This window comes from Pseudomonas fragi (genome assembly GCF_900105835.1).
In the GTDB taxonomy this organism is placed as follows: domain Bacteria; phylum Pseudomonadota; class Gammaproteobacteria; order Pseudomonadales; family Pseudomonadaceae; genus Aquipseudomonas; species Aquipseudomonas fragi.
Genome location: NZ_LT629783.1, coordinates 5,046,610 through 5,072,204, shown reverse-complemented (window position 1 = coordinate 5,072,204; position 25,595 = coordinate 5,046,610). Strand labels below are relative to the sequence as shown.

General features: G+C 57.1%; 20 protein-coding genes and 1 other RNA gene. 11 read left to right on the top strand and 10 right to left on the bottom strand.

The features are described 5' to 3' along the window. The 6 genes from BLU25_RS23815 to BLU25_RS23310 all read left to right on the top strand — a co-directional run. Positions 1 to 873, top strand: an 873-nt coding sequence (locus BLU25_RS23815) for a heavy metal translocating P-type ATPase (protein ID WP_231995629.1), incomplete at its 5' end; no start/stop codon positions are given. 20 nt (positions 874 to 893) lie between these two features. Further along, entirely contained in the window at positions 894 to 1,124 is a 231-nt protein-coding gene (gene ccoS / locus BLU25_RS23330) for a cbb3-type cytochrome oxidase assembly protein CcoS (protein ID WP_016780297.1), read from the top strand. Next, positions 1,117 to 1,800, top strand: coding sequence for a sulfite exporter TauE/SafE family protein (locus tag BLU25_RS23325; protein ID WP_016780296.1), 684 nt, complete (start codon positions 1,117 to 1,119; stop codon positions 1,798 to 1,800). The genes ccoS and BLU25_RS23325 overlap by 8 nt, the downstream gene beginning before the upstream one ends. A gap of 195 nt (positions 1,801 to 1,995) precedes the next feature. Further along, the gene (gene hemN / locus BLU25_RS23320; RefSeq protein ID WP_016780295.1) at positions 1,996 to 3,378 is read left to right on the top strand and encodes an oxygen-independent coproporphyrinogen III oxidase; all 1,383 of its coding nucleotides are present in this window, start codon (positions 1,996 to 1,998) and stop codon (positions 3,376 to 3,378) included. A gap of 120 nt (positions 3,379 to 3,498) precedes the next feature. Then, positions 3,499 to 4,233, top strand: coding sequence for a fumarate/nitrate reduction transcriptional regulator Fnr (fnr, locus tag BLU25_RS23315; RefSeq protein WP_029611340.1), 735 nt, complete (start codon positions 3,499 to 3,501; stop codon positions 4,231 to 4,233). Positions 4,234 to 4,286: 53 nt separating this feature from the next. Beyond that, positions 4,287 to 4,832: an adenine phosphoribosyltransferase gene (locus tag BLU25_RS23310; RefSeq protein ID WP_016780293.1), complete on the top strand. Its 546-nt coding sequence runs from the start codon at positions 4,287 to 4,289 to the stop codon at positions 4,830 to 4,832. 644 nt (positions 4,833 to 5,476) lie between these two features. Here the strand turns inward: BLU25_RS23310 and recR are convergent. The 3 genes from recR to dnaX form a co-directional block, all read right to left on the bottom strand. Next, positions 5,477 to 6,079 (bottom strand): recombination mediator RecR, encoded by a 603-nt coding sequence (recR, locus tag BLU25_RS23305; RefSeq protein ID WP_016780292.1) that lies wholly within the window; start codon positions 6,077 to 6,079, stop codon positions 5,477 to 5,479. Positions 6,080 to 6,197: 118 nt separating this feature from the next. Next, complete coding sequence (locus tag BLU25_RS23300) at positions 6,198 to 6,536, bottom strand: YbaB/EbfC family nucleoid-associated protein (RefSeq protein WP_016780291.1); 339 nt, start codon at positions 6,534 to 6,536, stop codon at positions 6,198 to 6,200. Positions 6,537 to 6,613: 77 nt separating this feature from the next. Beyond that, a complete protein-coding gene (dnaX, locus tag BLU25_RS23295) occupies positions 6,614 to 8,665 on the bottom strand; it encodes a DNA polymerase III subunit gamma/tau (RefSeq protein ID WP_083369853.1) in 2,052 nt (683 codons plus the stop codon). Between the two features lie 456 nt (positions 8,666 to 9,121). Here dnaX and BLU25_RS23290 point away from each other — a divergent pair, with 456 nt between their 5' ends. From BLU25_RS23290 to BLU25_RS23270, 4 genes are all read left to right on the top strand, one after another. Further along, positions 9,122 to 10,420 (top strand): site-specific integrase, encoded by a 1,299-nt coding sequence (locus BLU25_RS23290; RefSeq protein ID WP_029611339.1) that lies wholly within the window; start codon positions 9,122 to 9,124, stop codon positions 10,418 to 10,420. Positions 10,421 to 11,020: 600 nt separating this feature from the next. Further along, positions 11,021 to 11,272: a hypothetical protein gene (locus tag BLU25_RS23280; protein WP_016780287.1), complete on the top strand. Its 252-nt coding sequence runs from the start codon at positions 11,021 to 11,023 to the stop codon at positions 11,270 to 11,272. Positions 11,273 to 11,557: 285 nt separating this feature from the next. Beyond that, positions 11,558 to 12,040, top strand: coding sequence for a hypothetical protein (locus BLU25_RS23275; protein ID WP_016780286.1), 483 nt, complete (start codon positions 11,558 to 11,560; stop codon positions 12,038 to 12,040). Between the two features lie 250 nt (positions 12,041 to 12,290). Beyond that, the gene (locus BLU25_RS23270) at positions 12,291 to 12,989 is read left to right on the top strand and encodes a hypothetical protein (protein ID WP_016780285.1); all 699 of its coding nucleotides are present in this window, start codon (positions 12,291 to 12,293) and stop codon (positions 12,987 to 12,989) included. Positions 12,990 to 13,574: 585 nt separating this feature from the next. Here BLU25_RS23270 and BLU25_RS23265 read toward each other — a convergent pair. After that, a complete protein-coding gene (locus BLU25_RS23265) occupies positions 13,575 to 14,195 on the bottom strand; it encodes a KilA-N domain-containing protein (RefSeq protein WP_016780284.1) in 621 nt (206 codons plus the stop codon). Positions 14,196 to 15,139: 944 nt separating this feature from the next. Between BLU25_RS23265 and BLU25_RS23260 the strand changes: the two genes are divergently transcribed. Then, complete coding sequence (locus BLU25_RS23260) at positions 15,140 to 15,763, top strand: recombinase family protein (RefSeq protein WP_016780282.1); 624 nt, start codon at positions 15,140 to 15,142, stop codon at positions 15,761 to 15,763. A gap of 369 nt (positions 15,764 to 16,132) precedes the next feature. On the opposite strand, the gene BLU25_RS23255 is transcribed toward BLU25_RS23260, so the two are convergent. The 6 genes from BLU25_RS23255 to smc form a co-directional block, all read right to left on the bottom strand. Beyond that, positions 16,133 to 16,732, bottom strand: a complete 600-nt coding sequence (locus BLU25_RS23255; protein WP_016780281.1) for a hypothetical protein — start codon at positions 16,730 to 16,732, stop codon at positions 16,133 to 16,135. Continuing rightward, a complete protein-coding gene (locus BLU25_RS23250) occupies positions 16,725 to 17,774 on the bottom strand; it encodes a ParA family protein (protein WP_016780280.1) in 1,050 nt (349 codons plus the stop codon). Before BLU25_RS23250 ends, BLU25_RS23255 begins: the two co-directional genes overlap by 8 nt. 387 nt (positions 17,775 to 18,161) lie before the next feature. Next, an RNA gene (gene ffs / locus BLU25_RS23245) (signal recognition particle sRNA small type) lies at positions 18,162 to 18,258 on the bottom strand. 245 nt (positions 18,259 to 18,503) lie between these two features. Then, a complete protein-coding gene (gene ligA / locus BLU25_RS23240; RefSeq protein ID WP_016780279.1) occupies positions 18,504 to 20,864 on the bottom strand; it encodes an NAD-dependent DNA ligase LigA in 2,361 nt (786 codons plus the stop codon). A gap of 97 nt (positions 20,865 to 20,961) precedes the next feature. Beyond that, a complete protein-coding gene (gene zipA / locus BLU25_RS23235) occupies positions 20,962 to 21,846 on the bottom strand; it encodes a cell division protein ZipA (RefSeq protein ID WP_016780278.1) in 885 nt (294 codons plus the stop codon). A 258-nt stretch (positions 21,847 to 22,104) separates the two neighbouring features. Next, positions 22,105 to 25,593: a chromosome segregation protein SMC gene (gene smc / locus BLU25_RS23230; protein WP_016780277.1), complete on the bottom strand. Its 3,489-nt coding sequence runs from the start codon at positions 25,591 to 25,593 to the stop codon at positions 22,105 to 22,107. Between the last annotated feature and the right edge of the window lie 2 nt (positions 25,594 to 25,595).

The following is a 25,595-nucleotide window of genomic DNA, read 5'->3' as shown; positions in this document are numbered from 1 at the left end:
CCCTTGCGCGACTTGGACAGCGACCAGTGCCTGGCCCTGGCCGCCGCCCTCGAAAATCGCTCCGAACACCCCATTGCCCGCGCCTTTGGCCGTGCCCCGCAAGCGGCCGAGGAAGTGCACAGCACGCCGGGGCTGGGCCTTGAAGGGCGGGTCGGCGAACAGCGCTTGCGCATTGGCCAGCCGGGTTTTGTCTGCGCGCTGAGCCAGTGCCAGGCCCCGGACATGCCGGATGAGCCCGGCCAATGGCTGCTGCTGGGTGACACTAACGGCGTGTTGGCCTGGTTTGTCCTGGATGACCGCCTGCGCGACGACGCCCCGGCATTGCTGGCGGCGTGCAAGGCCCGCGGCTGGCACACATTGCTGCTCTCGGGGGATAGTTCGCCGATGGTCGCCAGCGTGGCCGCCGAACTGGGAATAGATGAAGCGCAGGGTGGCTTGCGCCCGGATGACAAGCTGCAGGTCTTGCAGCAGTTGCACGCCCAGGGGCGCAAGGTGCTGATGCTGGGGGACGGCGTCAACGATGTGCCGGTACTGGCCGCTGCCGATATCAGCGTGGCCATGGGTTCGGCCACGGACCTGGCAAAAACCAGTGCCGATGCGGTGCTGCTGTCCAACCGCCTCGATGCGCTGGTGCAGGCCTTCAGCCTGGCACGCCGCACCCGGCGGGTGATCATCGAAAACCTGTTGTGGGCCGGCCTCTACAATGGCCTGATGCTGCCATTTGCCGCGCTGGGCTGGATCACCCCGATCTGGGCCGCCATCGGCATGTCGCTCAGCTCATTGACCGTGGTGCTCAACGCCTTGCGCCTGACGCGCATGCCCGCGGTGGCGCATACTCGCGCCATGCCTCACAACCGCCCGCTACCGGCCTGAACCGGTCGCCTGGAGCCCTTATGCCAGCGCTTTACATCATGATTCCGGCGGCATTGCTGATTGTCGCCATCTGCATTTTCATCTTCTTCTGGGCGGTCGACAGCGGCCAGTACGACGACCTGGACAGCCCGGCCCACAGCATCCTGTTCGACGATCAGGACCCGCAGCACACCGCCGCCGTCGAAGAAGCCAAAAACCTGCACCCGGAATCGGCCTCCGACACCGACAGCAAGTCGCCACCCCATGCTTGAACTTGCGCCCCTGCTCGTCTCGGCCGTGATCCTGGGCCTGCTCGGCGGCGGCCACTGCCTGGGCATGTGCGGCGGCCTGATGGGCGCGCTGACCCTGGCCATCCCCAAGGAACAACGCAGCCGACGCTTCAGGCTGCTGTTGGCCTACAACCTTGGGCGAATTCTCAGCTATGCCACGGCAGGTTTACTGCTGGGGCTGGCAGGCTGGGCGGTGGCCAACAGTCCAGCGGCCATGTTTATGCGCATCCTCGCCGGCCTGTTGCTGATTTGCATGGGCCTGTACCTGGCTGGCTGGTGGAGCGGCCTGACCCGCATCGAAAGCCTGGGCCGTGGCCTGTGGCGGCATATCCAGCCCGTGGCCACCCGCTTGCTGCCGGTATCCAGCCTGCCCCGCGCCCTGCTGCTGGGCGCACTGTGGGGCTGGCTGCCCTGCGGGCTGGTGTACAGCACGTTGATCTGGTCGGCCAGCCAGGGCAGCGCAATCGACAGTGCCTTACTGATGCTGGCATTTGGTTTAGGCACCTGGCCCGTCTTGCTGGCCACCGGCCTGGCCGCCGAACGGGTCACTGCGCTGCTGCGCAAACGCAGCGTGCGCATGGCTGGCGGCCTGCTGGTGATCCTCTTCGGCATCTGGACCCTGCCCGGCCCGCACCAGCACTGGCTGATGGGACACTAGACAACCCCTGTGGGAGCGGGCTTGCTCGCGATGGCATCACTGCGATTTTTCTGGCAGTCCGCGTCGCTGGTATCGCGAGCAAGCCCGCTCCCACAGAAACCTTGCCAATCACAGCCGTTGATGCAAATCAAGATGCTACAACGCCCCACCCCCTAGACTCCTGAGCATTGCCAGCCATCCCAGGGGAATGCCCGCATGCTCGACGCCATTCGTTGGGACCCAGAATTGATCCGCCGCTACGACCTGGCCGGACCGCGTTACACCTCATACCCGACAGCCATGCAGTTCAACAACCAGGTCAGCCCGTTCGACCTGCTCCACGCCCTGCGCGAGAGCCGCAAGGCGCTGCGCCCGCTGTCGTTGTATGTACATGTGCCGTTTTGCGCGAACATTTGCTACTACTGCGCCTGCAACAAGGTCATCACCAAGGACCGTGGCCGGGCCCAGCCCTACCTGCAAAAACTCGAGCAAGAAATCCAGATGATCGCCTGCCACCTCGACCCCAAACAGAAGGTCGAGCAATTGCACTTTGGCGGCGGTACCCCGACGTTTCTCAGCCACGACGAATTGCGTCAACTGATGGCCAAGCTGCGTCAGCAATTCAATTTACTGGACGACGATTCAGGTGACTACGGTATCGAAATAGACCCGCGGGAAGCCGACTGGTCGACCATGGGCCTGTTGCGTGAACTGGGCTTCAACCGTGTCAGCATCGGCCTGCAAGACCTTGACCCAGACGTGCAGCGGGCGGTCAATCGCTTGCAAAGCCTGGAAGAGACCCGGGCCGTGATCGATGCCGCGCGCACCCTGCAATTTCGCTCGATCAATATCGACCTGATCTACGGCCTGCCCAAGCAGACGCCCGAAGCCTTTGCCCGCACCGTCGAGGAAGTGATCAGCCTGCAGCCCGATCGCCTGTCGGTGTTCAACTACGCGCACTTGCCTGAACGCTTTATGCCGCAGCGCCGCATCAACACCAGCGACCTGCCCTCACCTGCCGCCAAACTGCAGATGCTGGAGCGCACCATCGAGCAACTGACCGGCGCCGGCTATCGCTATATCGGCATGGACCACTTCGCCCTGCCCGACGATGAACTGGCCATCGCCCAGGAAGAATCAACCCTGCAACGCAACTTCCAGGGCTACACCACCCACGGCCATTGCGACCTGATCGGGCTGGGCGTCTCGGCCATCAGCCAGATCGGCGACCTGTACTGCCAGAACGACAGCGACCTGGCGAGCTACCAGCGCACCCTGGCCAGCGATCAGCTCGCCACCAGCCGCGGCCTGCTGTGCAATCAGGACGATCGTATCCGCCGCGAAGTCATCCAGCAGATCATCTGCAATCTGCATGTACCGTTCGCGCACATCGAGCAGGCGTTCAATATCGATTTTCGAGGCTATTTCGCCCCGCAGTGGCCTACGCTCAAGACCATGGCCGCGGACGGGCTGATCACCCTGGACGACGAGCAATTGACCGTGCTGCCTGCCGGGCGGCTACTGGTGCGCTCGGTGTGCATGGTGTTCGACGCCTACCTTGAGCAGCAAACCCGCCAGCGCTATTCGCGGGTGATTTGAGGCCTCAAACACGGCCTCTACAGCATGAGATGAGTGCACTGGCGTGGTGCGGCTGGCCTACCCCCCCCACGCTGGGGTACCCTTGCATCTTATGTGTGTTTTCCTACAAGGATTTAAGAAATGTCCGAGCCAGTAAAAGTGCGCGCTCACACTCAGGCACAGTGCAAGGATTGCAGTCTGGCCCCTCTCTGCTTGCCACTTTCGTTGAACCTGGAAGACATGGATGCGCTGGAAGAAATCGTCAAGCGCGGCCGCCCACTGAAAAAAGGCGAATTCCTGTTCCGCCAGGGCGACACCTTTGGCTCGGTTTACGCCGTACGCTCTGGCGCACTGAAAACCTTCAGCCTGAGCGACAACGGTGAGGAGCAAATTACCGGCTTCCACCTGCCCAGCGAACTGGTCGGCCTCTCCGGCATGGACACTGAAACCTACCCGGTATCGGCCCAGGCCCTGGAAACCACGCCGGTGTGCGAAATTCCTTTTGAGCGTCTCGATGAACTCTCGGTGCAACTGCCACAGCTGCGTCGCCAACTGATGCGGGTGATGAGCCGCGAGATCCGTGACGATCAGCAAATGATGCTGCTGCTGTCGAAAAAAACCGCTGACGAGCGTATCGCCACCTTTCTGGTCAACCTGTCAGCACGTTTCCGTGCTCGCGGTTTCTCGGCCAATCAGTTCCGCCTGAGCATGTCGCGCAACGAAATCGGCAACTACCTGGGCCTGGCCGTAGAAACCGTGTCCCGCGTATTCACCCGCCTGCAGGAAAACCAGCTGATTACTGCCGAAGGCAAAGAAGTGCATATTCTTGACCCGATCAAGCTGTGCGCCCTGGCCGGTGGTTCGCTGGAGGTCTGAGACGGCTTGACGGGTTATACTGGCGCGCTTAATGCTCCCCAGGACAGCCCGATATGGTCTCCGACGATTTTTGCCTCAAAACCCTGATCCGCCCGGTTGTTGATTTCCCCAAGCCGGGCGTCATCTTTCGTGACATCACTCCGCTGTACCAGTCGCCCCGTGCCATGCGCGTGATTGCCGACCGTTTTATCGAGCGCTACGTCGAGGCTGACTTCAGCCATATCGGCGCCATGGATGCCCGCGGCTTCCTGATCGGCTCGGTACTGGCCCACCAGCTCAACAAACCGCTGATCCTGTTTCGCAAACAAGGCAAATTGCCCGCTGACGTATTGGCCGAAGGCTATCAGACGGAATATGGCGAAGCGTTTCTGGAAGTTCACGCCGACAGCCTGTGTGAAGGCGACTCGTTGCTGATCGTCGATGACTTGATTGCTACAGGCGGCACGCTGATTGCGGCAGCCAACCTGGTGCGACGCATGGGTGCGCAGGTGTTTGAAGCAGCAGCCATCATCGACCTGCCCGAGCTGGGCGGTTCGCAGCGCCTGCAGGATTTGGGCGTGCCGACTTTTTGCCTGACGGAATTTTCGTTGACCGAATAAACTGAAAGCCCCCTTGTGGGAGCGGGCTTGCTCGCGATGGCACCGCTGCGGTGTACCTGCCAGTCCGCGCCGCCTGCATCGCAGGCAAGCCAGCTCCCACAGGTAATGCATGGCTAACTGAATTCGCGGCTTGCCAGGCCCCTTTGTGGGAGCGGGCTTGCTCGCGATGGCATCGCTGCGGTGTACCTGCCAGTCCGCGCCGTCTGCATCGCAGGCAAGCCAGCTCCCACAGGTAATGCATGGCTAACTGAATTCGCGGCTTGCCAGGCCCCTTTGTGGGAGCGGGCTTGCTCGCGATGGCACCGCTGCGGTGTACCTGCCAGTCCGCGCCGCCTGCATCGCAGGCAAGCCAGCTCCCACAGGTAATGCATGGCTAACTGAATTCGCGGCTTGCCAGGCCCCTTTGTGGGAGCGGGCTTGCTCGCGATGGCATCGCTGCGGTGTACCTGCCAGTCCGCGCCGCCTGCATCGCAGGCAAGCCAGCTCCCACAGGTAATGCATGGCTAACTGAATTCGCGGCTTGCCAGGCCCCTTTGTGGGAGCGGGCTTGCTCGCGATGGCATCGCTGCGGTGTACCTGCCAGTCCGCGCCGTCTGCATCGCAGGCAAGCCAGCCCACAGGAGCCCCCCTCCCGGCAATCGCAGTCAGAGCGTAATCGGTCGACGCCCCGAGAACGAATGGGCCAGCGTGCCACCGTCCACCAGTTCCAGCTCTCCACCCAACGGCACGCCATGGGCAATACGCGACGCAATCAGGCCTTTGTTGCTCAGCAACTGGGCAATGTAATGCGCAGTGGCTTCACCCTCGACCGTAGGGTTGGTCGCCAGGATCACCTCCGCAAACGTGCCCTGCTCGGCAATACGCGCCATCAATTGCGGAATGCCAATCGCCTCCGGCCCCAGGCCATCCAGCGGTGACAAGTGGCCCTTGAGCACAAAGTAACGGCCGCGATAACCGGTCTGCTCGACGGCATACACATCCATCGGCCCCTCGACCACGCACAGCAAGGTGTCATCCCGACGCACGTCGGCACACTGCGGGCACAGATCATCTTCGGTAAGGGTCCTGCACAGACGGCAGTGCCCCACGCCTTCCATTGCCTGGGTCAGGGCCAGGGCCAGACGCGAGCCGCCACTGCGATCACGCTCCAGCAATTGCAGAGCCATGCGCTGCGCGGTCTTTTGACCTACGCCCGGCAGGGTCCGCAAGGCATCGATCAGTTGGCGAATCAGGGGGCTAAAGCTCATAGGGAAAGGTCCGACAAAACAACGAGACGCGGTTTATACCCGCGGTGTGGGCCAGCGTCAAATACCCGTAGAACAGGCAAAAAAATGCCAGGCTCATGGCCTGGCATTGTCGAGCGCCTTAGAACGGCAGCTTCATGCCCGGCGGCAGTTGCATGCCGGCGGTCACGCCAGACATTTTGTCCTGGCTGTTGGCTTCGATCTTGCGCACGGCGTCGTTCACCGCTGCGGCGAACAGGTCTTCCAGCACTTCGCGGTCGTCTTCGCTCACGCCTTCCAGCAACGTCGGGTCAATGCTCACCCGCTTGACGTCATGACGGCCGGTCATGACCACAGTGACCATATCGCCACCCGCCTTGCCGGTGACTTCAGCATTGGCCAGTTCTTCCTGCATCTTGGCCATTTTTTCCTGCATCTGCTGCGCCTGCTTCATCAGGCCGGCCATGCCACCTTTCATCATGGGAATCACCTCAAACGTTATTTGGACAATGCTCCCGCAATCAAAACGACTGCGGGCTGTAAGTTAATGCTCTGGCGTTACGACGCTTGAGCCTGCGCAACCTCTACAGGTTGAATCGTATCTTCGCGCACGACCGCACCGAACTGCTCAACCATCTGCTGCACCAGCGGGTCGGCATAAATCGACTCTTCAGCCAGGCGCTGACGCTCTGCACGAAAACGCGAAGCCGCCTGGGCCGGGGTTTCCTGCTCCGGCTTGACCAGCTCGATGGTGACTTTGAGTGTACGCTGAGTGAACTGGTTCAGTGCATCGTTGAGCCGGCGCTGCTGGGTCAGGTTGAACAACGCACTGTGAGCCGGATCCAGATGCAACAACCAGTCATCACCGTCAACGGCAATCAGGGTGCAGTTGGCACCAATGCTGGCAGTCATGCCCGACACCGGTAATTTGGGGAACATCTCCAGCCATTCAAGGGCCAGGCCGGTCGCCGGCATGGCTGCAGGCAGAGGCTCGGGCTCAGGAGCAGGTTCGGCGGCGTGCTCACTGGCCAGCTCATCCAGGTAGCTGTAGGCCGCCGAATCCATGTCCGGCTCGATATAGTCTTCGTCCAGCGGCGGCTCGTCGTCGCGATCCATACCCGACACCGCTGCATCCACCTGCTCGGCGGTCGGCTCGGGAATCGCTGCTGCGATCCACTCTGGCGCATCCGGCACCACGCTGTCCGGCGTTGGCATCGGCATCGGCGGCAACTCAGGCGGCTCGCCAACGGTATCCAGCACCGACTCGGGCGCTGCCTCGACTTCGACCACAGGGGCGGATGGCGCGTTCCAGGGCAAGTCCTTTTCGGGCGCTGGCGGGGCCTTGGGCGCCTGCACAGGCTCGGCAACCACCTCGACCACTGGTACAACGGGTTGCGCAACAACCGCTGCCGGCGCGGCAACGGCTGGCGCAACAGGGGTCGTACCCGCCACGGCTTGGGCGGAATCAACTGTGGCCTGGCTGATCCCCACTGGCTTTAGCGGTTGACTCGGCGCGTTGCCGGTATCTGCCGGGCGGAACGCCAGCATTCGCAGCAGGACCATCTCAAAGCCACCACGCGGGTCTGGCGCCAGCGGCAAGTCGCGCCGGCCAATCAGGCCCATCTGGTAATAAAACTGCACATCTTCGGCAGGCAGCGCCTGAGCCAGGGCCAGCACGCGGTCGCGGTCGCCATGACCGTTGTCGACACCGTCCGGCAGCGCCTGGGCAATGGCCACGCGATGGAAGACGTTGAGGATCTCCGACAGCACGCCATTCCAGTCCGGGCCCTGCTCGGCCAGATGGCGCACGGCCTCAAGCATGGCCTTGGCATCACCTTCGATCAAGGCGTGCAGCAGGTCGAACACCTGACCGTGATCCAGCGTGCCAAGCATCGCCCGCACATCACCTGCCAGTACCTTGCCTTCGCCGAAGGCAATCGCCTGGTCGGTGAGGCTCATGGCATCGCGCATAGAACCGTCGGCAGCGCGGCCCAGCAGCCACAGCGCGTCGTCTTCGAACGGCACGTTCTCGACACTGAGCACATGGCTCAAATGCTCGACCACACGCTCCGGTGTCATGTTTTTCAGCGAAAACTGCAGGCAACGCGACAGGATCGTGGCCGGCAATTTCTGCGGATCGGTGGTCGCGAGGATGAACTTGACGTAGGGCGGCGGTTCTTCAAGGGTCTTGAGCAGCGCATTGAACGAATGGCTGGAGAGCATGTGCACTTCGTCGATCAAGTAGACCTTGAAGCGCCCGCGACTCGGTGCGTACTGCACGTTGTCGAGCAGCTCACGGGTGTCCTCGACCTTGGTGCGGCTGGCGGCGTCGATCTCGATCAGGTCGACAAAGCGGCCCTCGTCGATTTCACGGCACACCGAGCACTCACCGCACGGCGTTGAGGTGATACCTGTCTCACAGTTCAGGCATTTGGCGATGATCCGCGCAATGGTGGTCTTGCCCACGCCACGGGTACCGGTAAAAAGGTAGGCGTGGTGCAGGCGCTGACTGTCCAGGGCATTGATCAGAGCCTTGAGCACATGGGTCTGGCCGACCATTTCGCGGAACGAGCGCGGACGCCATTTACGTGCAAGAACCTGATAACTCATTGATAACCGTCGCGTCTGAAAAGCGGAGGGGGCTAATGCTAGCGGAGCAAGGCCGAAATTGCATCCGATGCGCACGTTTAACTGCTTGCAGCCGGTGCAGAGAGGGTTTTACCCGCGCACAAGAACACATCGCCCGTTCTTTTGAACGTCGACAAGGGCTTTTTGAGAAGAGAGTTGGATTTTGACTCAAACCCGGCACAATTGCGGGTTTTAAAATGGAGGCAACCCCACCAGCCACACCCCGGCACACAATGTTCCCGCTGTGGCTGCTTCCTTCCGGATCTGACCAGGTGGCATGCAAGCATGCTCGGGTAATCGTTGCAGCCCACAAGGGGTAAGGGTTTCAGGGTTTTGAGGTCACTTCCAATCACACGTACCGACACACGGCACGGGCAGTCATAAATCTGGGGTGTAGCCAGCATTGTCACACTTAGCTGTAACACACGGGTGTCACACATGGCCTACCTGATACGTCGCGGAGCCTTCTACTACCTGAACCTCAGGCTTCCGAAGCACCTTTTCCCAAGGTGTAACACTTTACGTCTGAGTCTGAATCTCAGGTCTCGTCAACCTGCAACTTTTCTTGCTTCCTCCTTAGCCCAACGAATCCACAGCCACTTGCTTGAACACCCCCTAGCAGACCTTCAGACGCTCCGTACACTGTGTGTCGGGTGGCGAGACGCAACGCCAGCGCCAGCAATTCGATCTGTCGTACGGAGCCCCTCAGCCATTTCACCCAAGCAAGTCATCGACAGTCCTACCCTTGGTACCTTATCCAAGCGATACGTCGAGGAAGGTAAACGCGGAGGCACATGGCGAGAAGTAAGCACTCACGAAGTGGAACGCTCACTGCGAGACTTATTTGAGTTGATGGGCGATATGCCTATTGCTGCATTTGATGCGAATCAAGCACGCCTGCTTAAAGATCGCTTGAGCCGTTGCCCCCAATACTTCGGACTACGACCTGAGTTCAAAGGCAAGACGCTGCTACAGGTGGTTGAGTCTGGTAGCACCTACAAGACCGTCACAGCGGTTACGGTGAACAACCGACTGCGCAAACTCTCAGCATTTATGAACTGGTGCAAAACTAACGGGTACATCCAAGACAATCCCTTGACCGGACTCAAGATGATGACCGGCTCTGCAAAGGAAGCTCGCTTGTCATTTGAACAACATGACCTAACCACCCTTCTCGATCTGGATGCACTCAAAACTGAAGCTCGCAAACATCCTTGGCGCTACTGGATACCATTGCTGGGCCGCTACACCGGCGCAAGACTAGAGGAGTTGTGTCAGCTACGAGTCGATGACTTTGTTGAACAGCAAGGGATTCTCTGCATCCGCATAGATGACAGCAGCGAAGGTCAAAAGCTGAAGAATGCAAGCAGCCGACGCATGCTGCCAGTACACCCGCTTCTGGTTGGGTTGGGGTTACTGCGGCATGTTGAGTCAGCCAGAGCCAGTGGAGGCCATAGATTGTTCCCTGAACTTGAACCTGTAAGGGGAAAGCTGGGGCATGCCCCATCCAAGTGGTTTGGGAGGTACAAGGCTAAGCGCGGCATTGATGACAGCAAGAAGACATTCCACAGCTTCCGGCACACGCTCATCGATGACTTAAGGGATGCTGGCGTACAAGACTCGCTGATCAAAAGAATCGTTGGGCATGAAGACAGTGCCGTCACTTTTGGCGTTTATGGCAGCAGGACACCCTTGAAAGCAATGCAGGAAGCTCTTGAACACATCAAATCTGACTAAGAAATTGTTGCATGGCACCGAAGACATGGGGGTACTCGACCCATCATAAGACTGCGACAGAGATCAGTAACTCTCACCCCGACCACTGGACCGATAGCGCACCGCTAACGGGCTTCTGATGTCTGCCGCGCGAAGAAGCCAAAAATATTTATTGACTTTGGTTTGCAGATATGTATTGACATATCGAGATCGCCTTGATAGTATTAAGGTAAGTAGAGATAACTTCACTTTCAGTGTTACCCCACTCTCTATCCATCTTGAAAAGCCCGCCTAAATCTGTGGGCTTTTTTTTCGCTTGCAAGAAAACCTAGTCGCAAGTCAAACAATCACCTATCCAAAGGAGGACATCCCTATGCCCAATATTCACAATTGCAAGCAGTGCGGTATCTCGCTTGCCAACAAGTATGGTAACGCTCGCCACTGTAGTCACGCTTGTCGAAGTAAGACATGGCGACAATTGCAGACACCAACAATCTCTGTGAAATTGAAGCTGACAATCTCGCAGTTCGACATCCTCAAGAGGCAAGCTGACAACCTCAACCTATTGATCAATCAACTGATCATCAACAGAGCAACGAGTGCCTCCGGCTGCGTGCATCCATGAACTTCATCGTTATCGACAAACAAAGCAACTTGATCAAAGGAACTGTCACAGCACCAGCAGAACCAACTAAGAATACCAAGACACTCTTCATCAAGGCTGGCGAACTTACTTTATCGAAGTACTTCAAGCTAGCAACCAAGGCGCGAGCCAAGGGCCTCTTGGTAGATATTGGTGAGCTGGCGAAAGTCTCCCATAGCTTCCTTGATTCATTGATCCGAAACGATAAAAAAACGCTGATCCCTAGCTAGGGTACAGGGTCGCACTCCCATCGACCCGAGAGGCCTGAGATAGAGCCATCAATATCGCACTTTTTGGCTGACGTCAGCCTATACACCACCAACAGAAGGAAAACAAAATATGAACTTTCAAGAACGCATGGCATGGGCCGTCGAGCAAAACAAACATAGACAGACCACTCAAAGACAGGCACCAGTAACTCGCACTGCGATAAAGAAGACACCAACACCTGATGAGTATCGTACGACAACACTGCAACGAGTATTGACTAAAATGAGAACTAACAAGGAGCAAGCATGATGGCAAACCAGCACAAGATTACAATTCAAGGTACAGCACCTAAGTACGATCCAAACCAGCTCACCCAACTGGTAGCAGAAGCCAAACACAAGTACAGCAATTCTCCGAAAAATTGTATCGTCGTTCGATCCGATATAGACAGAGAGTTCCTCCAGATGGTGGCTGACAAGCTAAATCAAGGTTATGCCTTGAGCCCGTATCCACTGAACTTTGGGCCCATCAACTTCAACTGCCACTTGATTAAGTCGCAGACTCATCAGGACTCCGACCTCGCCCAGCTTGAGGTTGATGTTAAGGCTGAGTATGTAGAGTTCCTGGAAGCCGAGCATGTTCGCTACAAAGACTTGCTGCTGGCCCAGCTACTTCAGGCTGAAGAGCTGAAGGCAGCCAAGAAGGCTGAACAAGCTCAAGCGAAGTTGTTGGCAGAGCTACAGGCACAAGTGGCAGCAACTTTCACCCCACTCCAGATCCCTGAATAGATCAGGACACCCCTCAAGCCATGCGGAAAGCTCTCCAACGGCATCAATAATCAGTTGCATTATCATTAGAGCAGCAGTATGATCCGCCCTCGCATCAAAATGCGTACAGACATCTGAAGCCTCCCCCGCGACCACTGCTCAAACAGTGCCTTGCAAGTTGGAGGTTTTTTTGTGTCCGCGATTTACCAAAACCAACCGGCAGAACCCGAGAGGATTGCCTATGAACTGAACCCGGAAAGGAGATCCATCCATGATTTTCAATGCTATTCACGACTTCAATATCAGCACCCGCCGCATCGGTGACTTTTGCATCAACACTGATACTGGTGAGATCATCGGGCAGTACTTTGGGTCAGAGTTCTTGGCTCCGACAGACCCAGTCAAAGAGCCAAAACCAAAGACAGTACATAGCGCCCCACAACGCCCCCTAACCCCTGAGCAAACCCAAGATGCACTGCAACTCCTGACTGCCGCGAACGACTCACCTAATGTTTCTCAAGAGCTTCCAAGCAACCTGGAGCCCATTAAGCGAACAACACGACCGCCGAAGGTAATGAGTAATCCTATTCATCGTCTGATTGTTCTTGCCGATACGCCACCTGAGCACGACCTTTACGACTTGCCCCCACAGAGCTGGGTGGAAGATTACGTCATGGGTGCCTGCTATACCATCGCCAAAGCGAACAAGGGAAAGCTCAATGTGAGTCCCGATCATGTGTACGCTACCGTGAAGATGCCACTCATCAGCACTGCGTCTGTAAAGAGCCTCACCGGCCTAGGCAAGTCTCAAGTTGCATTGATTGCACAGTGCGCCCGCCTTGCTCTGGATGGGATGATGATGTACCTAGAACACAATCCACGTGTGTGTGAGGTGCTAAAAACTGAGATCGATTGCATTGACAATTGCACCAGTACTTACACAGATTCCCAAAGGGCTCGCGCTGCCTAACCGCAGGCACTACGAGGACTACCGAGATAGTCCGGGACTATATAAGAGAGCGAAGCGAACGTAGGGCCCTGTGGGAACCACAGGATGTACAGCCCTGAGGTATATAACCTGTGTAGGCGAGCAAGCTCACCACCAACACAGAACAACTGACACCCCCTAAGACCAATAAAGAGTCAATACAAAACGAAAAGCTTCTCGCCTTTGATCTTGACTATATTCTGTGGGCACCCACAGGAAACAGCCTACACTGACAAACAAGTCAAGAGCCTTGAGGGTGTTATACCCTCTCTCCAAGATCAAGAGCCTTACTACATTCTTTGCATACGCAAAGGATAGGAATCAGTCACCTTGAGGTAACAAGGTAATAGTATGCTCTGTGGAAGCCACAGAAAGCTTGCCCTTGACGTAGACCTTGACGTAAGAAAAACCAACACAGCCCTTGAGCCCTTCACTGTTAGAGTCAACCTGTCGATACAGGACAGAAAGACTTTAAGCCCTTGACTTGACTCTCAGTGTAGGCAGGTCATGTGTGAAGCACACATAGTGGAGTCAAGAACCAAAATCTCTTTCGTTTTGTGTCGATCACTAACTGGTACGGTGTGGCGCCAGATAAATCCAAGGTGATAGATAGTTTGCAGCCAAAACTGCAACAACAAGGGAGCGGTCTATACACTCCTTAATCTCAATCTGGAGCTGGAGCTTCTCCTGAGCCTGTACAGCAACGATCAGGCGTTGCAACGACTCAAGATATGTCTGAGGCAGAGTATGTGCCACAGCCTTCTCAGGGTTGACCACAGTGATGGTGGCATGACCGCCAATCAAGTCATCAATCACCATGTCGCAGAACACTGCAAACTTGACATCCAACCAGCGAGCAAAGAAGACAGCCACCTTCGGGTGAGCCCATGTTCCACGACCTGCAACGTACCGATTGCCGGGGATAATCTCTACAAGCTCTAGGGGTACGGGAGCCGCACTGCTACAAACTGCACCGCGAAGCGCTTCAAGATATCCGGGGGTTTCTGAGTGGTTCCAGAAGTGTGGAAGGTGCTTGCCAAAATGCTTTGCTGCATGGGTCATGTTGAAGTACCCATCCTCACGGAACTTGAAGCTCATACCGTTGTAATCACGCTCTACTACACCATTTACTACATAACGGTCGCCGAGCACTTCCGCTGTAGTTACCCTTAGCAAGCCCTTGACCATACCGACCCATCATAGGCCCCGCACATCTGCTGGTGCCAGAGCCTCAACATAACTGCCTGTGCCCTAGCCGACCCAGAAGCCACCCATACGCAAGTACTTACCGTAAGCAGGGCTGAAAGCAGGTGAGCAACGACCCAGCTAACACCTCACATTTCACGCAGAAGCGCCTCAAACACTGATTTTTACTGGGCTCCAGCTCCTCCGTATCAGACAGACCCTTCCCTAACGAGATGAATGTCAGTGATCAATTACTGCCACCTTGGAAACTGGTAAAGAGCGCTCGATCAATCGAGAAGCAGAGACCGCACAACCTGACCAAGCTCATTGGAAGCAAAGGGACGAAACGCTGGGCAGCTCTGAACAAGGGCCAAGTTGATCCCAACTGAGATACCGGGTAGATCCTGAGTGACCTGCACTACACACTGACCTGCACTACAGCAGATCCTGCATTACACCCCCATTCATAGATAAACCGATCATCCTTAGTGTCCGGCAGCCTTTTTGCTGCTGCTCTTCAGACAATGAGCGATAAGCGAAAAGCTCCTGATGCTTTTGCCGTCATCCCCGTACACACCCCCCCCCCCCGCATCACAGACAATCCTCTCAAGCTCATCCTGATCAGTCATCAGTGTAGGCAGCCTTTGACGTTGCTTTTCAGAGTGAGCAATAAGCGAAGAGCTCCTTAGCCTTTGCTACACCTCCCCTACAGACCTCCCTTACAGCCCCTCCCCACACCTCCTCCGCCCACCATCCAGCTACTGGACTGGCGAGCATCGCAAGCGCCAGCAAGCCAACCCGAGCCAGCAATCCCCCACTATCAAAGTACTCTACCTAAATGGTAGTGCGATACACGGTGGCAAATAACTATCAGATAGCTATTGTGCAAGGCTATTCGATAGGATTATCATTTATCTATCGATCGGATAGATAAAAGGAAATCAGTGATGAACGCCCACCTTTACCTCAGAGCCTCCACCAAAGATCAGGACGCCAACCGTGCCAAGGTGGCCCTTGAGGCATTCGCTATTGAGAAGGGGCTGACCATTACTGGCGTGTACGCCGAGAACATCAGCGGAACCAAGCTCAACCGCCCTGAGCTGCTTTCCTTGCTCGATACTGCTGAGAGTGGTGACGTGCTGTTGGTTGAGTCTGTTGACCGCTTGAGTCGCCTTTCACAAGCTGACTGGGACACTCTCAAGGCCACCATCAAGGCTAAGGGGTTGCGTCTTGTTGTTGCAGATTTACCCACGAGTCACATGCTGGTTGAAGCGAAAGGAATCACCGGGCAAATCATGGACGTGATCAACAACATGCTGATCGACCTGATGGCAACCATGGCACGACTGGATCAAGAGAAGCGTGTGGAGCGCATCAAGCAAGGGTTGGAGAATAAGAAGGCTGCTGATCCTGAATGGAAGCCAGCAGGCAAAGGCAGGAACGCCGCCAAGTGGGAAAAGGTCAAGTCACTGATGCAGAAACATCCAAAGATGTCTGCTGATGAAATTGCCAAACTGGCTGAGTGTGGCGTTGCAACGGTGTACAGGATCAAGCGAGAAACATCAGTGTAAGCCTCCTTGCTTCAATCGAAGGCGCTCCTCCTCATGCAGTGGGGTAGTGAGGGGCAGACAGAGAACGTCGCCTACACAGCCCTGTAGCCGTTGAAACAATGGATATTGATCGATCCCTGATGATGCAACCGAGTGCTAGTACCGGATTTCTAGAAAGCTTGCACAGGGCCATTGGGTATTCCGGACAAGGGGTTAAGACTTGCCCCTATCCCTACCGAATTTATAGGCATGGACCCGCCTCCCCCCCTTACACCGGAAATAATTTAGACATTGGTTCCGATTTGGAAAAGTGGTGTATGGTCTATTCACCTCACCGCCTTTGCGCACAGGACAACTCGGGCACAATACAGCCCGAGCACATCCGCATGATTATTTTGAAGCCACACTTACGTGTATAGCCTCGACAATACCTCTAATGAACAAAGTAATCTCTGCGACATCAGACTGCGTGATTGGCCATCGCTCCCCCGGATAACTTGGCGATATGTCAGCCTCGTGAGCAATCTTGTTTCTCCTATCCACAATCAATCTAAGCCTGTCCTTTACATCATTATCTCCGACTATGGCAGCAACTGACTCCCATAATTTCACACCAGAGAATAGCCGAATCGCATCGGCAATTTTATCTGGTTGCTGAAACGACAGAAAACTATGCCGCTCCCGCACATCAGCCTCAAACCAATCATATGTTTGCGTCTGCATCCCACCAAGCATTGCACCAACTGAAACACGGCTCTTATCGAATGCAGGAGTTGAAGCGCGCTCACCCTTCATAACCTCCAACATCCCCATGACTGTGACTTCATGTATATAAAAATCTAGCGCACTCACTGCCAACACCACTTGAGCGCGAAGCAAGTCACTCGAATCTATAGCTGAAGTTGTCAATGATTGTAAAGCACTGTAGAGACCACCTAAGTGCTCAACCCTAAGGAGGCTTTCACGAGCCGCCTCCAAAGCCTTAAGCATAGTCGGTCAGCGCGATAATTCGGTCCGCCGCCTCCGAGAATAGAGCCCCAAACTTTTCCATCGACTTCTTCGTTCGCTCCAGCACGATACCCGTTTGCTCCAACTGCTCATCACTCAACGCATAGACTGGAACTTTGTGTTTCTGCGACAGAGCAATTAAACCATTGAAATCAGACATCTGGAGAAGTGGCTCTCCCGGTTCGACACCAATTGAGCTGTAAGCTTCCGGCGCCATCATCATTCCACAGGCGTCCAGCGCCGGCACTAGCTTTGTTTTCACGCCTAACTCAATTTCATCAATCCATTTCTGGAAGGCCGCAGAAGCAGTTGTTCCTTCACGAACACGGTACTTCTGTATTACAGTGCCGAGGAACTGAGTTTCTACTACTGGAAAGGGATAAGTCGCGTTCTGCAAAACCGGATTAGAGTGGGCGGCATTAGCCCAGGCCTTCCACTTTGGAAGCACTTTTGCCAATGAGTCAGTGGCCATGACCGAAAAATAATCAGGACTCATTGGAACCAAGAAGAAGTCGCTAGTCATCAGCAAGTTTTGATTAATCGGCCCCAAACTCGGACTCATGTCTACAATGATGTAGTCACAATCGTACTCTTTTGCAGTTAACTGGAAAAGATGACTAAACGAGCCAGGAAGATTTTGAAGAGTAACAAGAGACCCCGATAACTCTTGAGCAATCCCCAAGGTAACTTCATACTCCGCTAGTCCGATGTGACCAGGGATCAGATGCAAGTTTTCCTGACCGCTGATAGCTTCACATTGTACCGGCAGAATTGGCGCAGGTCTGGATTCGAATGCTGGCGCTAACCCGTCTCGAATATTTCTTACTCCGCCCGAGTTATATATTTGAGCGAAGTCATCGCTACCCTTGAAACCAAGCACCATTCCCGTGAGATTGCACTGCGGATCGCAGTCGGCCAACAACACCTTCTTACCTTTTTGAGCCAGCATCCAGCCCAAGTTGAATGCGGTAGTGGTCTTGCTTACGCCACCCTTGTGGTTGAACAACGATATTTGAAGAGCCAATGAGTATCGCTCCTTGCGAGACAGGGAAAGGGAAAGGGAAAGGGAATGCAAGCTTTATGAAGCGCTAGCTTACGCACCGGAAATTAACCAAGCGAGCCAAGCTATCAAAGTGCCATCTCCGCGTCTACCGGAAATGAGGGCAATGGAATACATCCCGCGCAAAGAACAATTCAGAAACGAAAACTCACAGAAATTTCGGCCTTCGAGGCTTGAAGGTGAGTTTCGGCAATGGCAATGCAACCTAGATGGCTTTGATGGCGAAAGAAAAATGATCAAGGTAAGATCGTCAGCACAGTGCACCACTTAGGTGTCACTAAACGCTGTCACACTTCGAGATTTTTGACGCGAGAATCCTTGTAGAATCAAGGACTTAAAGAATGGAGGCAACCCCACCAGCCACACCCCGGCACACAATGTTCCCGCTGTGGCTGCTTCCTTCCGGATCTGACCAGGTTCACGGGTAATCGTTGCGGGGGGACCGATAGGGTCACCATAACAACATCCGCCTAGCAGCGAACGGCGCCATTGTACCTGTCTGAGAAAAACTTACAACCGCTGTGACAAGAATAAAAAAATGAATGGGCTCAAGCACTTGGATTCGGGTTGAAACACCGCCTCACAACCCGGCACAGCTCGTTTGTGGGAGCCGGCTTGCCCGCGATGGCTTCTGCGCGGGTCAACTGAGACACCGCGTCGCCTGCATCGCGAGCAAGCCCGCCCCTACTGCCATTACTGGATAGAAATGCCCTGCCCGGCCAAAAACGCGACAAAGGCTTCTTCATCCAGCACCTTGAGCCCCAGCTCGTTGGCCTTGACCAGCTTGGAGCCCGCCCCCGGCCCCGCCACCACGCAATGAGTCTTGCCGGATACCGAACCCGAGACCTTGGCCCCCAGGCTTTCCAGCTTGTCCTTGGCGACGTCGCGGCTCATCAATTCCAGCGAACCGGTCAGCACCCAGGTCTGGCCCGCCAGCGGCAAGCCTTCTACAGCCTTTTTCTCGCTGTGCCAGTGCATGCCGAAATCACGCAGCTGCGCTTCGATTTCCAGCGCCATGCGCGCATTTTCAGGATTATCGAAAAACTCGCGCACCGCCTTGGCCTGTTTTTCCGGCAGGGCCTGGCGCATGTCGAGCCAGTCGGCATTGATCACCCCTTCCAGCGAGCCGAATTTCTCGGCCAGCTTCTGCGCCCCGCCCGGCCCGACCGAGGGGATATGCAGCTTGTCGATCAACCCGCCCAAGGTGGTACTGGCGGCAAACTCGGCGCCCAGTTCACCCTGGTCCTGCAACTCCAGGCCGCGCTCCAGCAACTGGGCAATCACCTGCTGGTTGTGGCCATCACTGAAGAAGCTGTGAATCTCGTGCGCCACTTCCAGGCCCACATCCGGCAGGTAGGTCAGCACTTGCGGCAAGGCCTTCTGTACACGCTCCAGAGAGGCCAGAGAACGCGCCAGCACTTTGGCAGTCTCTTCGCCCACATCAGGAATGCCCAATGCGTAGATAAAGCGCGCCAGGGTCGGACGCTTGCTGTCGGCAATGGCCTGCAGCAGGTTTTTACTCGACAGCTCGGCAAAGCCTTCGAGATCGACGACCTGCTCGAACTGCAGGGTATAGAGGTCTGCCGGCGAGCTCACCAACCCCTCGTCGACCAACTGCTCGACACTTTTTTCGCCCAGACCTTCGATGTCCATTGCCCGGCGCGAGACAAAATGAATGATCGCCTGTTTAAGCTGGGCACCACACGCCAACCGGCCGACACAGCGATACACCGCGCCTTCGCTGACGGTTTCGCGGCCCTTGCTGCGCTTGATCAACTGCGTGCGCTCGACATGGGAACCGCACACCGGGCAGTGTTCAGGAATCTGCACCGGGCGGGCATTTTCAGGGCGGCGCTCGAGCACCACCTGAACGACCTGCGGGATCACATCGCCAGCGCGGCGAATAATCACGGTGTCGCCAATCATCAGCCCCAGCCGCGCCACTTCATCCATATTATGCAGAGTGGCGTTGGACACGGTCACACCCGCCACCTTGACCGGCTTGAGACGCGCCACCGGGGTTACCGCACCGGTGCGCCCGACCTGAAACTCCACATCGAGCAGCTCGGTCAGCTCTTCCATCGCCGGGAATTTGTGGGCGATGGCCCAGCGCGGCTCCCGCGCCCGAAAACCCAACTCGCGCTGCGACGCCAGGTTATTGACCTTGAACACCACGCCGTCGATTTCATAGGGCAGCGAAGCCCGGCGCTCGCCAATATCGCGGTAGTAATCCAGGCACTCGGCAATACCATGAGCCAGCTTCAGTTCGTGGCTGATAGGCATGCCCCATTGCTGCAACTGCTTGAGATTGCCGATATGGGTGTCAGAAAACTCTTCAGAGACCTGCCCCAGGCCGTAGCAGCAAAACTCCAGCGGGCGGCTGGCGGTAATTTTCGAATCCAGCTGACGCAAGCTGCCCGCCGCCGCGTTACGCGGGTTAGCGAAGGTCTTGCCGCCGGCGGCGAGCTGGGTTTCATTGAGCCGGTCAAAACCGGCCTTGGACATAAACACTTCGCCGCGCACTTCCAGCACCGCTGGCCAGCCACTGCCATGCAGCTTGAGCGGGATATTGCGCACGGTGCGCACATTGACGCTGATGTCTTCACCGGTGGTGCCATCACCCCGGGTGGCACCGCGCACCAGATTGCCATCGCGGTACAGCAAACTCACCGCCAGCCCGTCCAGCTTGGGTTCGCAGCTGTATTCAACTTCAGCGCCGCCACCAAACAGGTCGCCCGCGGGCAGATCCAGCCCTTCACTGACCCGGCGATCAAATTCACGCATATCGGTTTCATCGAACGCATTGCCCAGGCTCAGCATGGGCACTTCGTGACGCACCTGAGTAAACGCGGACAACGCCGCGCTGCCTACGCGCTGGGTCGGCGAGTCGGCAGTGACCAGCTCGGGATGCTCGGCTTCCAGCGCCTTCAACTCACGGAACAGACGGTCGTACTCGGCGTCCGGAATGCTCGGCTCGTCGAGTACATGGTAGCGGTAGTTATGCTGATCCAGTTCAGCGCGCAGCTCTAGAATGCGGGTATTGGCGGCGGTCATGGGGGTGTTCTCTCACAAAGCAAAAGAGCAGCCGAGGCTGCTCCTTGTAGTATTCATGGTGCATGCGGGGGGAGCAGGCAAGCCGGCCCCCACATGTTCAGCGTTTTTGAGTCAGGGCACGGCGCTCGAATTCAACGATGCGCTGGCGGTAATGCTCGATGGTCTGGGCCGTCAGAACACTGCGCTGGTCGTCCTTGAGCTCGCCATTGAGTTCCTGGGACAGCTTGCGTGCAGCGGCAACCATCACATCAAAAGCCTGCTTGGGATGACGCGGTCCCGGCAAACCAAGGAAAAAGCTGACAGCCGGCGTGCTGAACAGGTCGATATCATCCAGATCGAAAACACCCGGCTTGACTGCGTTGGCCATCGAAAACAGCACTTCGCCATTACCGGCCATGCTTTCATGGCGATGGAAAATATCCATTTCGCCAAAACGCAGACCGCTTTCCAGAATGTTCTGCAACAGTGCAGGGCCCTTGAAACCCGCCGGGTCACGGCTGATCACGCTGATCACCAGCACTTCTTCGGCCGCTGGCTGCGCAGCAGCAGGCTCCTTGACTTCAACTTCCGCCACACTCGGTTTGGCACGGCCGCGCGCAGGTTTGACCGGCGCGACATGATCATCATCACGGGCACTGATGCTCGGGCCTTCATCCAGTTCCAGATCAAGGTTCAGGTCACCCTGGCTCGGCTCACCGCCACGCTTGCCGCGCTTGGCGCCTTTGTCCCGCGCAGGCATGCTGACCGATGGCAAGTCATGCTCGTCCAGCTGCGGCTCTTTATGGGTGGGCGTATCCAGAACCCGTGCCGGGCCCAGCAACTCAGGGCTGTGCTCGTCGTCCGGGGCGTTGGAAAAACTGCGATCAAGCCGGAACTTGAGCTTGCCTTTGCCACCACGCATGCGGCGCCAGCCATCAAAAAGAATACCGGCGATTACCACTATGCCGATGACTATCAGCCATTCGCGCAGACCGATTTCCATGTAATCCCTTGCCCCTAAAAAATGATTCTATGAAGAAGAGCCTAAAGCCCTTTAAAACGTGGCGCCAACTCTATGTTCTGAATGGCGTTTTACCCACGTACAAAAAAATTAGACATTAAATTAACACGACCAAAGATAACTTTACACCGTCTGTCGCATTGAGTTAGGCCCATGTAGCCTTTGACCTTCACGTCGTATCGATCAAATCGCAGATAAATTTCTTACAAGAAGAAAAAAATCGTCCTACATGCTTATAGCTCAAGCATCGACCATTGCCATTGCCTCCTCAACATCAACCGCTACCAGACGCGAACAGCCGGGCTCATGCATCGTCACCCCCATCAACTGATCGGCCATTTCCATGGCGATTTTGTTGTGGGTGATGTAGATGAATTGCACCGTCTGTGACATCTCTTTGACCAGGCGTGCATAGCGGCCTACGTTGGCATCATCGAGCGGTGCATCAACCTCATCGAGCATGCAAAACGGCGCCGGGTTGAGCTTGAAAATGGCAAAAACCAGGGCCAGGGCAGTCAAGGCTTTCTCGCCACCGGACAGCAAATGGATCGTGCTGTTTTTCTTGCCCGGCGGGCGCGCCATGATTGTCACCCCTGTATCGAGTAAATCTTCGCCCGTCAGTTCCAAATAAGCGCTGCCGCCACCGAAAACTTTTGGGAAAAGTGCCTGTAATCCACCATTTATCTGATCAAAGGTGTCTTTAAAGCGACTGCGGGTCTCTTTGTCGATCTTGCGGATGACGTTTTCGAGGGTGTCGAGTGCTTCGACCAGATCGGCATCCTGGGCATCGAGGTAGCGCTTGCGCTCCGATTGCTGCTGGTACTCATCGATGGCCGCGAGGTTGATCGCACCCAAACGCTGAATGCGTGCAGCAATACGTTCCAGTTCTTCTTCGGCCTGCTGTTCATTGACCTCGGCATCAAGCGTGGCGAGCACCCCGTGCAAGTCATAGCCATCTGCCAGCAACTGATCCTGTAACGCCGTACGTCGCACGCTCAGGGCTTGCCACTCCATGCGCTGCTGCTCCAGCTGGCCACGAATCAGCTGCGACTGTTGCTCAGCCTGGTTGCGGCGCTTTTCAGCGTCACGCAATTCACGGTCGGCGTCTTCGAGGGCGGTCTGGGCAATCTTGAGTTCTTCATCCACGCTCAGGCGCTTGTCGAGCAACTCTTCAAGTTTCAGGCGCAGCTCTTCCAGAGGCGCTTCACCCTCCTCCAGATTGAGGTTGAGCTGTTCGCGCTTTTCAGCCAGACGCTCGGACTGCATTTGCAGACGTTCAAGGGCCTGACGGGTGGAGTCATGCTGCGCCTTGAGCGAACCCAGTCGAACCGCCAACTGGTGCGCGTGATCCTTGTGCTGACGGGCATCCTGGCGCACCCGGTCGAGCTGCTCGCGCAGGCTGTCACGCCGCGCCAGCAACAATTCGCGCTGTTCGGTGTCGGTGGCCATTGCATCAAGGGCTTCCTGCAACTGCAGGCGCGCTTCGCCCACTTGCTCGTGCTCAAGCGCGCGCTGCTCAGCCAGCTCGGCCAGCTCTTCGTCCAGACGACGACGGCGCAGGGTCAATTGCTCGACTTTGGCTTTGCTCGCAGATAGCTTGGCCTTTATCTCACCCTGCTGGCGTGCTTCGTCCTGCAAGCGACGGCGAACCTGCTCACGAGAGTCCTCTTGCACCAACTGCTGCTCACGCAGGCTTTGCAGCTGTTCTTCAAGGGTCGCGAGAGTGGCTTCGCGCTCTTCGCGCTCAAGCCCCCGACGCTGAATTTCCTGGCCCCGGGCCAAAACGCCACTTTCGGCTTCGCTGGCACGGCGCACCCGCAGGAAATTACGCCCCACCCAATAACCATCACGGCTGATCAGGCTCTGGCCATCGACCAATTGCGCGCGCAGCGCCAGCGCCTGCTCAAGGGACTCGACCGGCCTGACCTGAGCCAGCCACGGCGCCAGATCAAAATCGGTGTCTACCTTGTCGAGCAGGCTGCCCGCCAAACGGGAGACCGGCCCTGCGCCACTGACCAGGCGCAAATCGCCCTGGGCAAAGCCGGCCAGATCCAGCCGGGCAAAATCCTCAACCAGCACGGCCTGCAAGTCGGCCCCCAGCACGGTCTCGACCGCCAGTTCCCAGCCCGGCTCAACCCGCAAGCCTTCGGCCAGCCGCGGTTGCTCGGCCAACTGCTGATCGCGCAACCACTCACTGGTGCCGGTGCCCGGATCGAGGGCCGCCTGCTGCAGGGCCTCAAGCGAGGCCAGGCGACCGTTCAGCCGCTGCAAATCACCTTGCGCCTGCTGCTGATTCTGCGTGGCCTGTTGCAAGTCATGCCGCACTTGCTCTAGCCGCTCCACCAGTTGTTCTTCACTGGCCTGCAATTCTTCGTGGGTCAGCTCGCTGGTGGCCAGTTGCTCACTCAGTTCAAGAATCGCCGCGTCTTCAGGGTCCGCTGCCAGCAAGGCGCGCTCTTCAGCCAAGCGGCGCTGGCGCTCCGCCACACGTTCCATGCTGGTTTCCAGCTGCTGGATGCGCGCTTGCAGCACTTCGGACTGGCGCTGCGGCTCGGCCGAGCGCAGGTTGAAGCTGTCCCACTGCTCTTGCCAGCCGTGCATGGTCTGTTCGGCCACTTCCAGCGTGGCGGCGGCCTCTTCGGCGGCGGCGCTGGTGAGCTCCTGCTCGGGCTCAAGCATGTGCAGCTCTTCACCCAGGGTCGCCAGCAGGGTGCGGTCATGCCCCAGGTGAGACTCGGTCTCCAGGCGCGAGCGTTCAGCTTCGCGCAGGTCATCCTGCAACTGGCGCAAACGTTGCTGGCCATGCTGAATGCTCTGCTCGACGCGGGCAATATCGCCCCCCACCGAATAGAAGCGCCCTTGCACCAGATTGAAGCGCTCTGACAGATCATGGTGCCCGTCACGCAGGCGTTCGATGCTGGCATCGGCATTGCGCTGCTCGGCCACCAGGGCTTCGAAGCTGACTTCCTGGTTGCCAATGACCGCTTCACGCTGGCCCACCTGCTCATTCAGGGCCTGCCAGCGCAGGGCCGACAGCTGGGCCTTGAGCTGACGCTCCTGGCCCTTGTATTCCTGGTACTTCTCGGCAGCCTGTGCCTGGCGGTGCAAGCGTTCCAGCTGGCGGCCCAGCTCGTCGCGCAGGTCAGTCAGGCGGGCGAGGTTCTCGTGGGTACGGCGAATGCGGTTTTCGGTCTCGCGACGGCGCTCCTTGTACTTGGAGATGCCGGCTGCTTCTTCGATAAAATTGCGCAGGTCTTCGGGCTTGGACTCGATCAGCTTGGAGATCATGCCCTGCTCGATGATCGAGTAGCTGCGCGGCCCCAGGCCCGTACCGAGGAAGATATCGGTAATGTCACGACGCCGGCATTTGGTGCCGTTGAGGTAATAAGTGGTCTGGCTGTCGCGGGTTACCTTGCGGCGAATGGAGATCTCGGCGTAGGCCGCATACTCGCCCAGCAGGGTACCGTCGGAGTTGTCGAACACCAGCTCGATGCTGGCCTGGCTTACCGGCTTGCGCGTGGTTGAACCGTTGAAGATGACGTCGGTCATCGACTCGCCGCGCAGGTTTTTGGCCGAGCTTTCGCCCATGACCCAGCGCACGGCATCGATGATGTTGGACTTGCCACAACCGTTGGGGCCGACCACCGCCGCCATATTGCTCGGGAAGGTAACGGTTGTCGGGTCAACGAAAGACTTGAAGCCGGCCAGCTTGATGCACGTCAGGCGCACGC

Coding starts and splice junctions, on each gene's coding strand:
- hemN (WP_016780295.1), top strand. CDS start 1,996: ATGCTCGACGCCATTCGTTGGGACCCAGAATTGATCCGCCGCTACGAC.
- BLU25_RS23265 (WP_016780284.1), bottom strand. CDS start 14,195: ATGGTCAAGGGCTTGCTAAGGGTAACTACAGCGGAAGTGCTCGGCGAC.
- BLU25_RS23300 (WP_016780291.1), bottom strand. CDS start 6,536: ATGATGAAAGGTGGCATGGCCGGCCTGATGAAGCAGGCGCAGCAGATG.
- BLU25_RS23325 (WP_016780296.1), top strand. CDS start 1,117: ATGCTTGAACTTGCGCCCCTGCTCGTCTCGGCCGTGATCCTGGGCCTG.
- recR (WP_016780292.1), bottom strand. CDS start 6,079: ATGAGCTTTAGCCCCCTGATTCGCCAACTGATCGATGCCTTGCGGACC.
- BLU25_RS23275 (WP_016780286.1), top strand. CDS start 11,558: ATGATGGCAAACCAGCACAAGATTACAATTCAAGGTACAGCACCTAAG.
- fnr (WP_029611340.1), top strand. CDS start 3,499: ATGTCCGAGCCAGTAAAAGTGCGCGCTCACACTCAGGCACAGTGCAAG.
- BLU25_RS23260 (WP_016780282.1), top strand. CDS start 15,140: ATGAACGCCCACCTTTACCTCAGAGCCTCCACCAAAGATCAGGACGCC.
- BLU25_RS23290 (WP_029611339.1), top strand. CDS start 9,122: ATGGCCTACCTGATACGTCGCGGAGCCTTCTACTACCTGAACCTCAGG.
- dnaX (WP_083369853.1), bottom strand. CDS start 8,665: ATGAGTTATCAGGTTCTTGCACGTAAATGGCGTCCGCGCTCGTTCCGC.
- BLU25_RS23310 (WP_016780293.1), top strand. CDS start 4,287: ATGGTCTCCGACGATTTTTGCCTCAAAACCCTGATCCGCCCGGTTGTT.
- BLU25_RS23270 (WP_016780285.1), top strand. CDS start 12,291: ATGATTTTCAATGCTATTCACGACTTCAATATCAGCACCCGCCGCATC.
- BLU25_RS23255 (WP_016780281.1), bottom strand. CDS start 16,732: ATGCTTAAGGCTTTGGAGGCGGCTCGTGAAAGCCTCCTTAGGGTTGAG.
- ccoS (WP_016780297.1), top strand. CDS start 894: ATGCCAGCGCTTTACATCATGATTCCGGCGGCATTGCTGATTGTCGCC.
- BLU25_RS23280 (WP_016780287.1), top strand. CDS start 11,021: ATGAACTTCATCGTTATCGACAAACAAAGCAACTTGATCAAAGGAACT.
- ligA (WP_016780279.1), bottom strand. CDS start 20,864: ATGACCGCCGCCAATACCCGCATTCTAGAGCTGCGCGCTGAACTGGAT.
- zipA (WP_016780278.1), bottom strand. CDS start 21,846: ATGGAAATCGGTCTGCGCGAATGGCTGATAGTCATCGGCATAGTGGTA.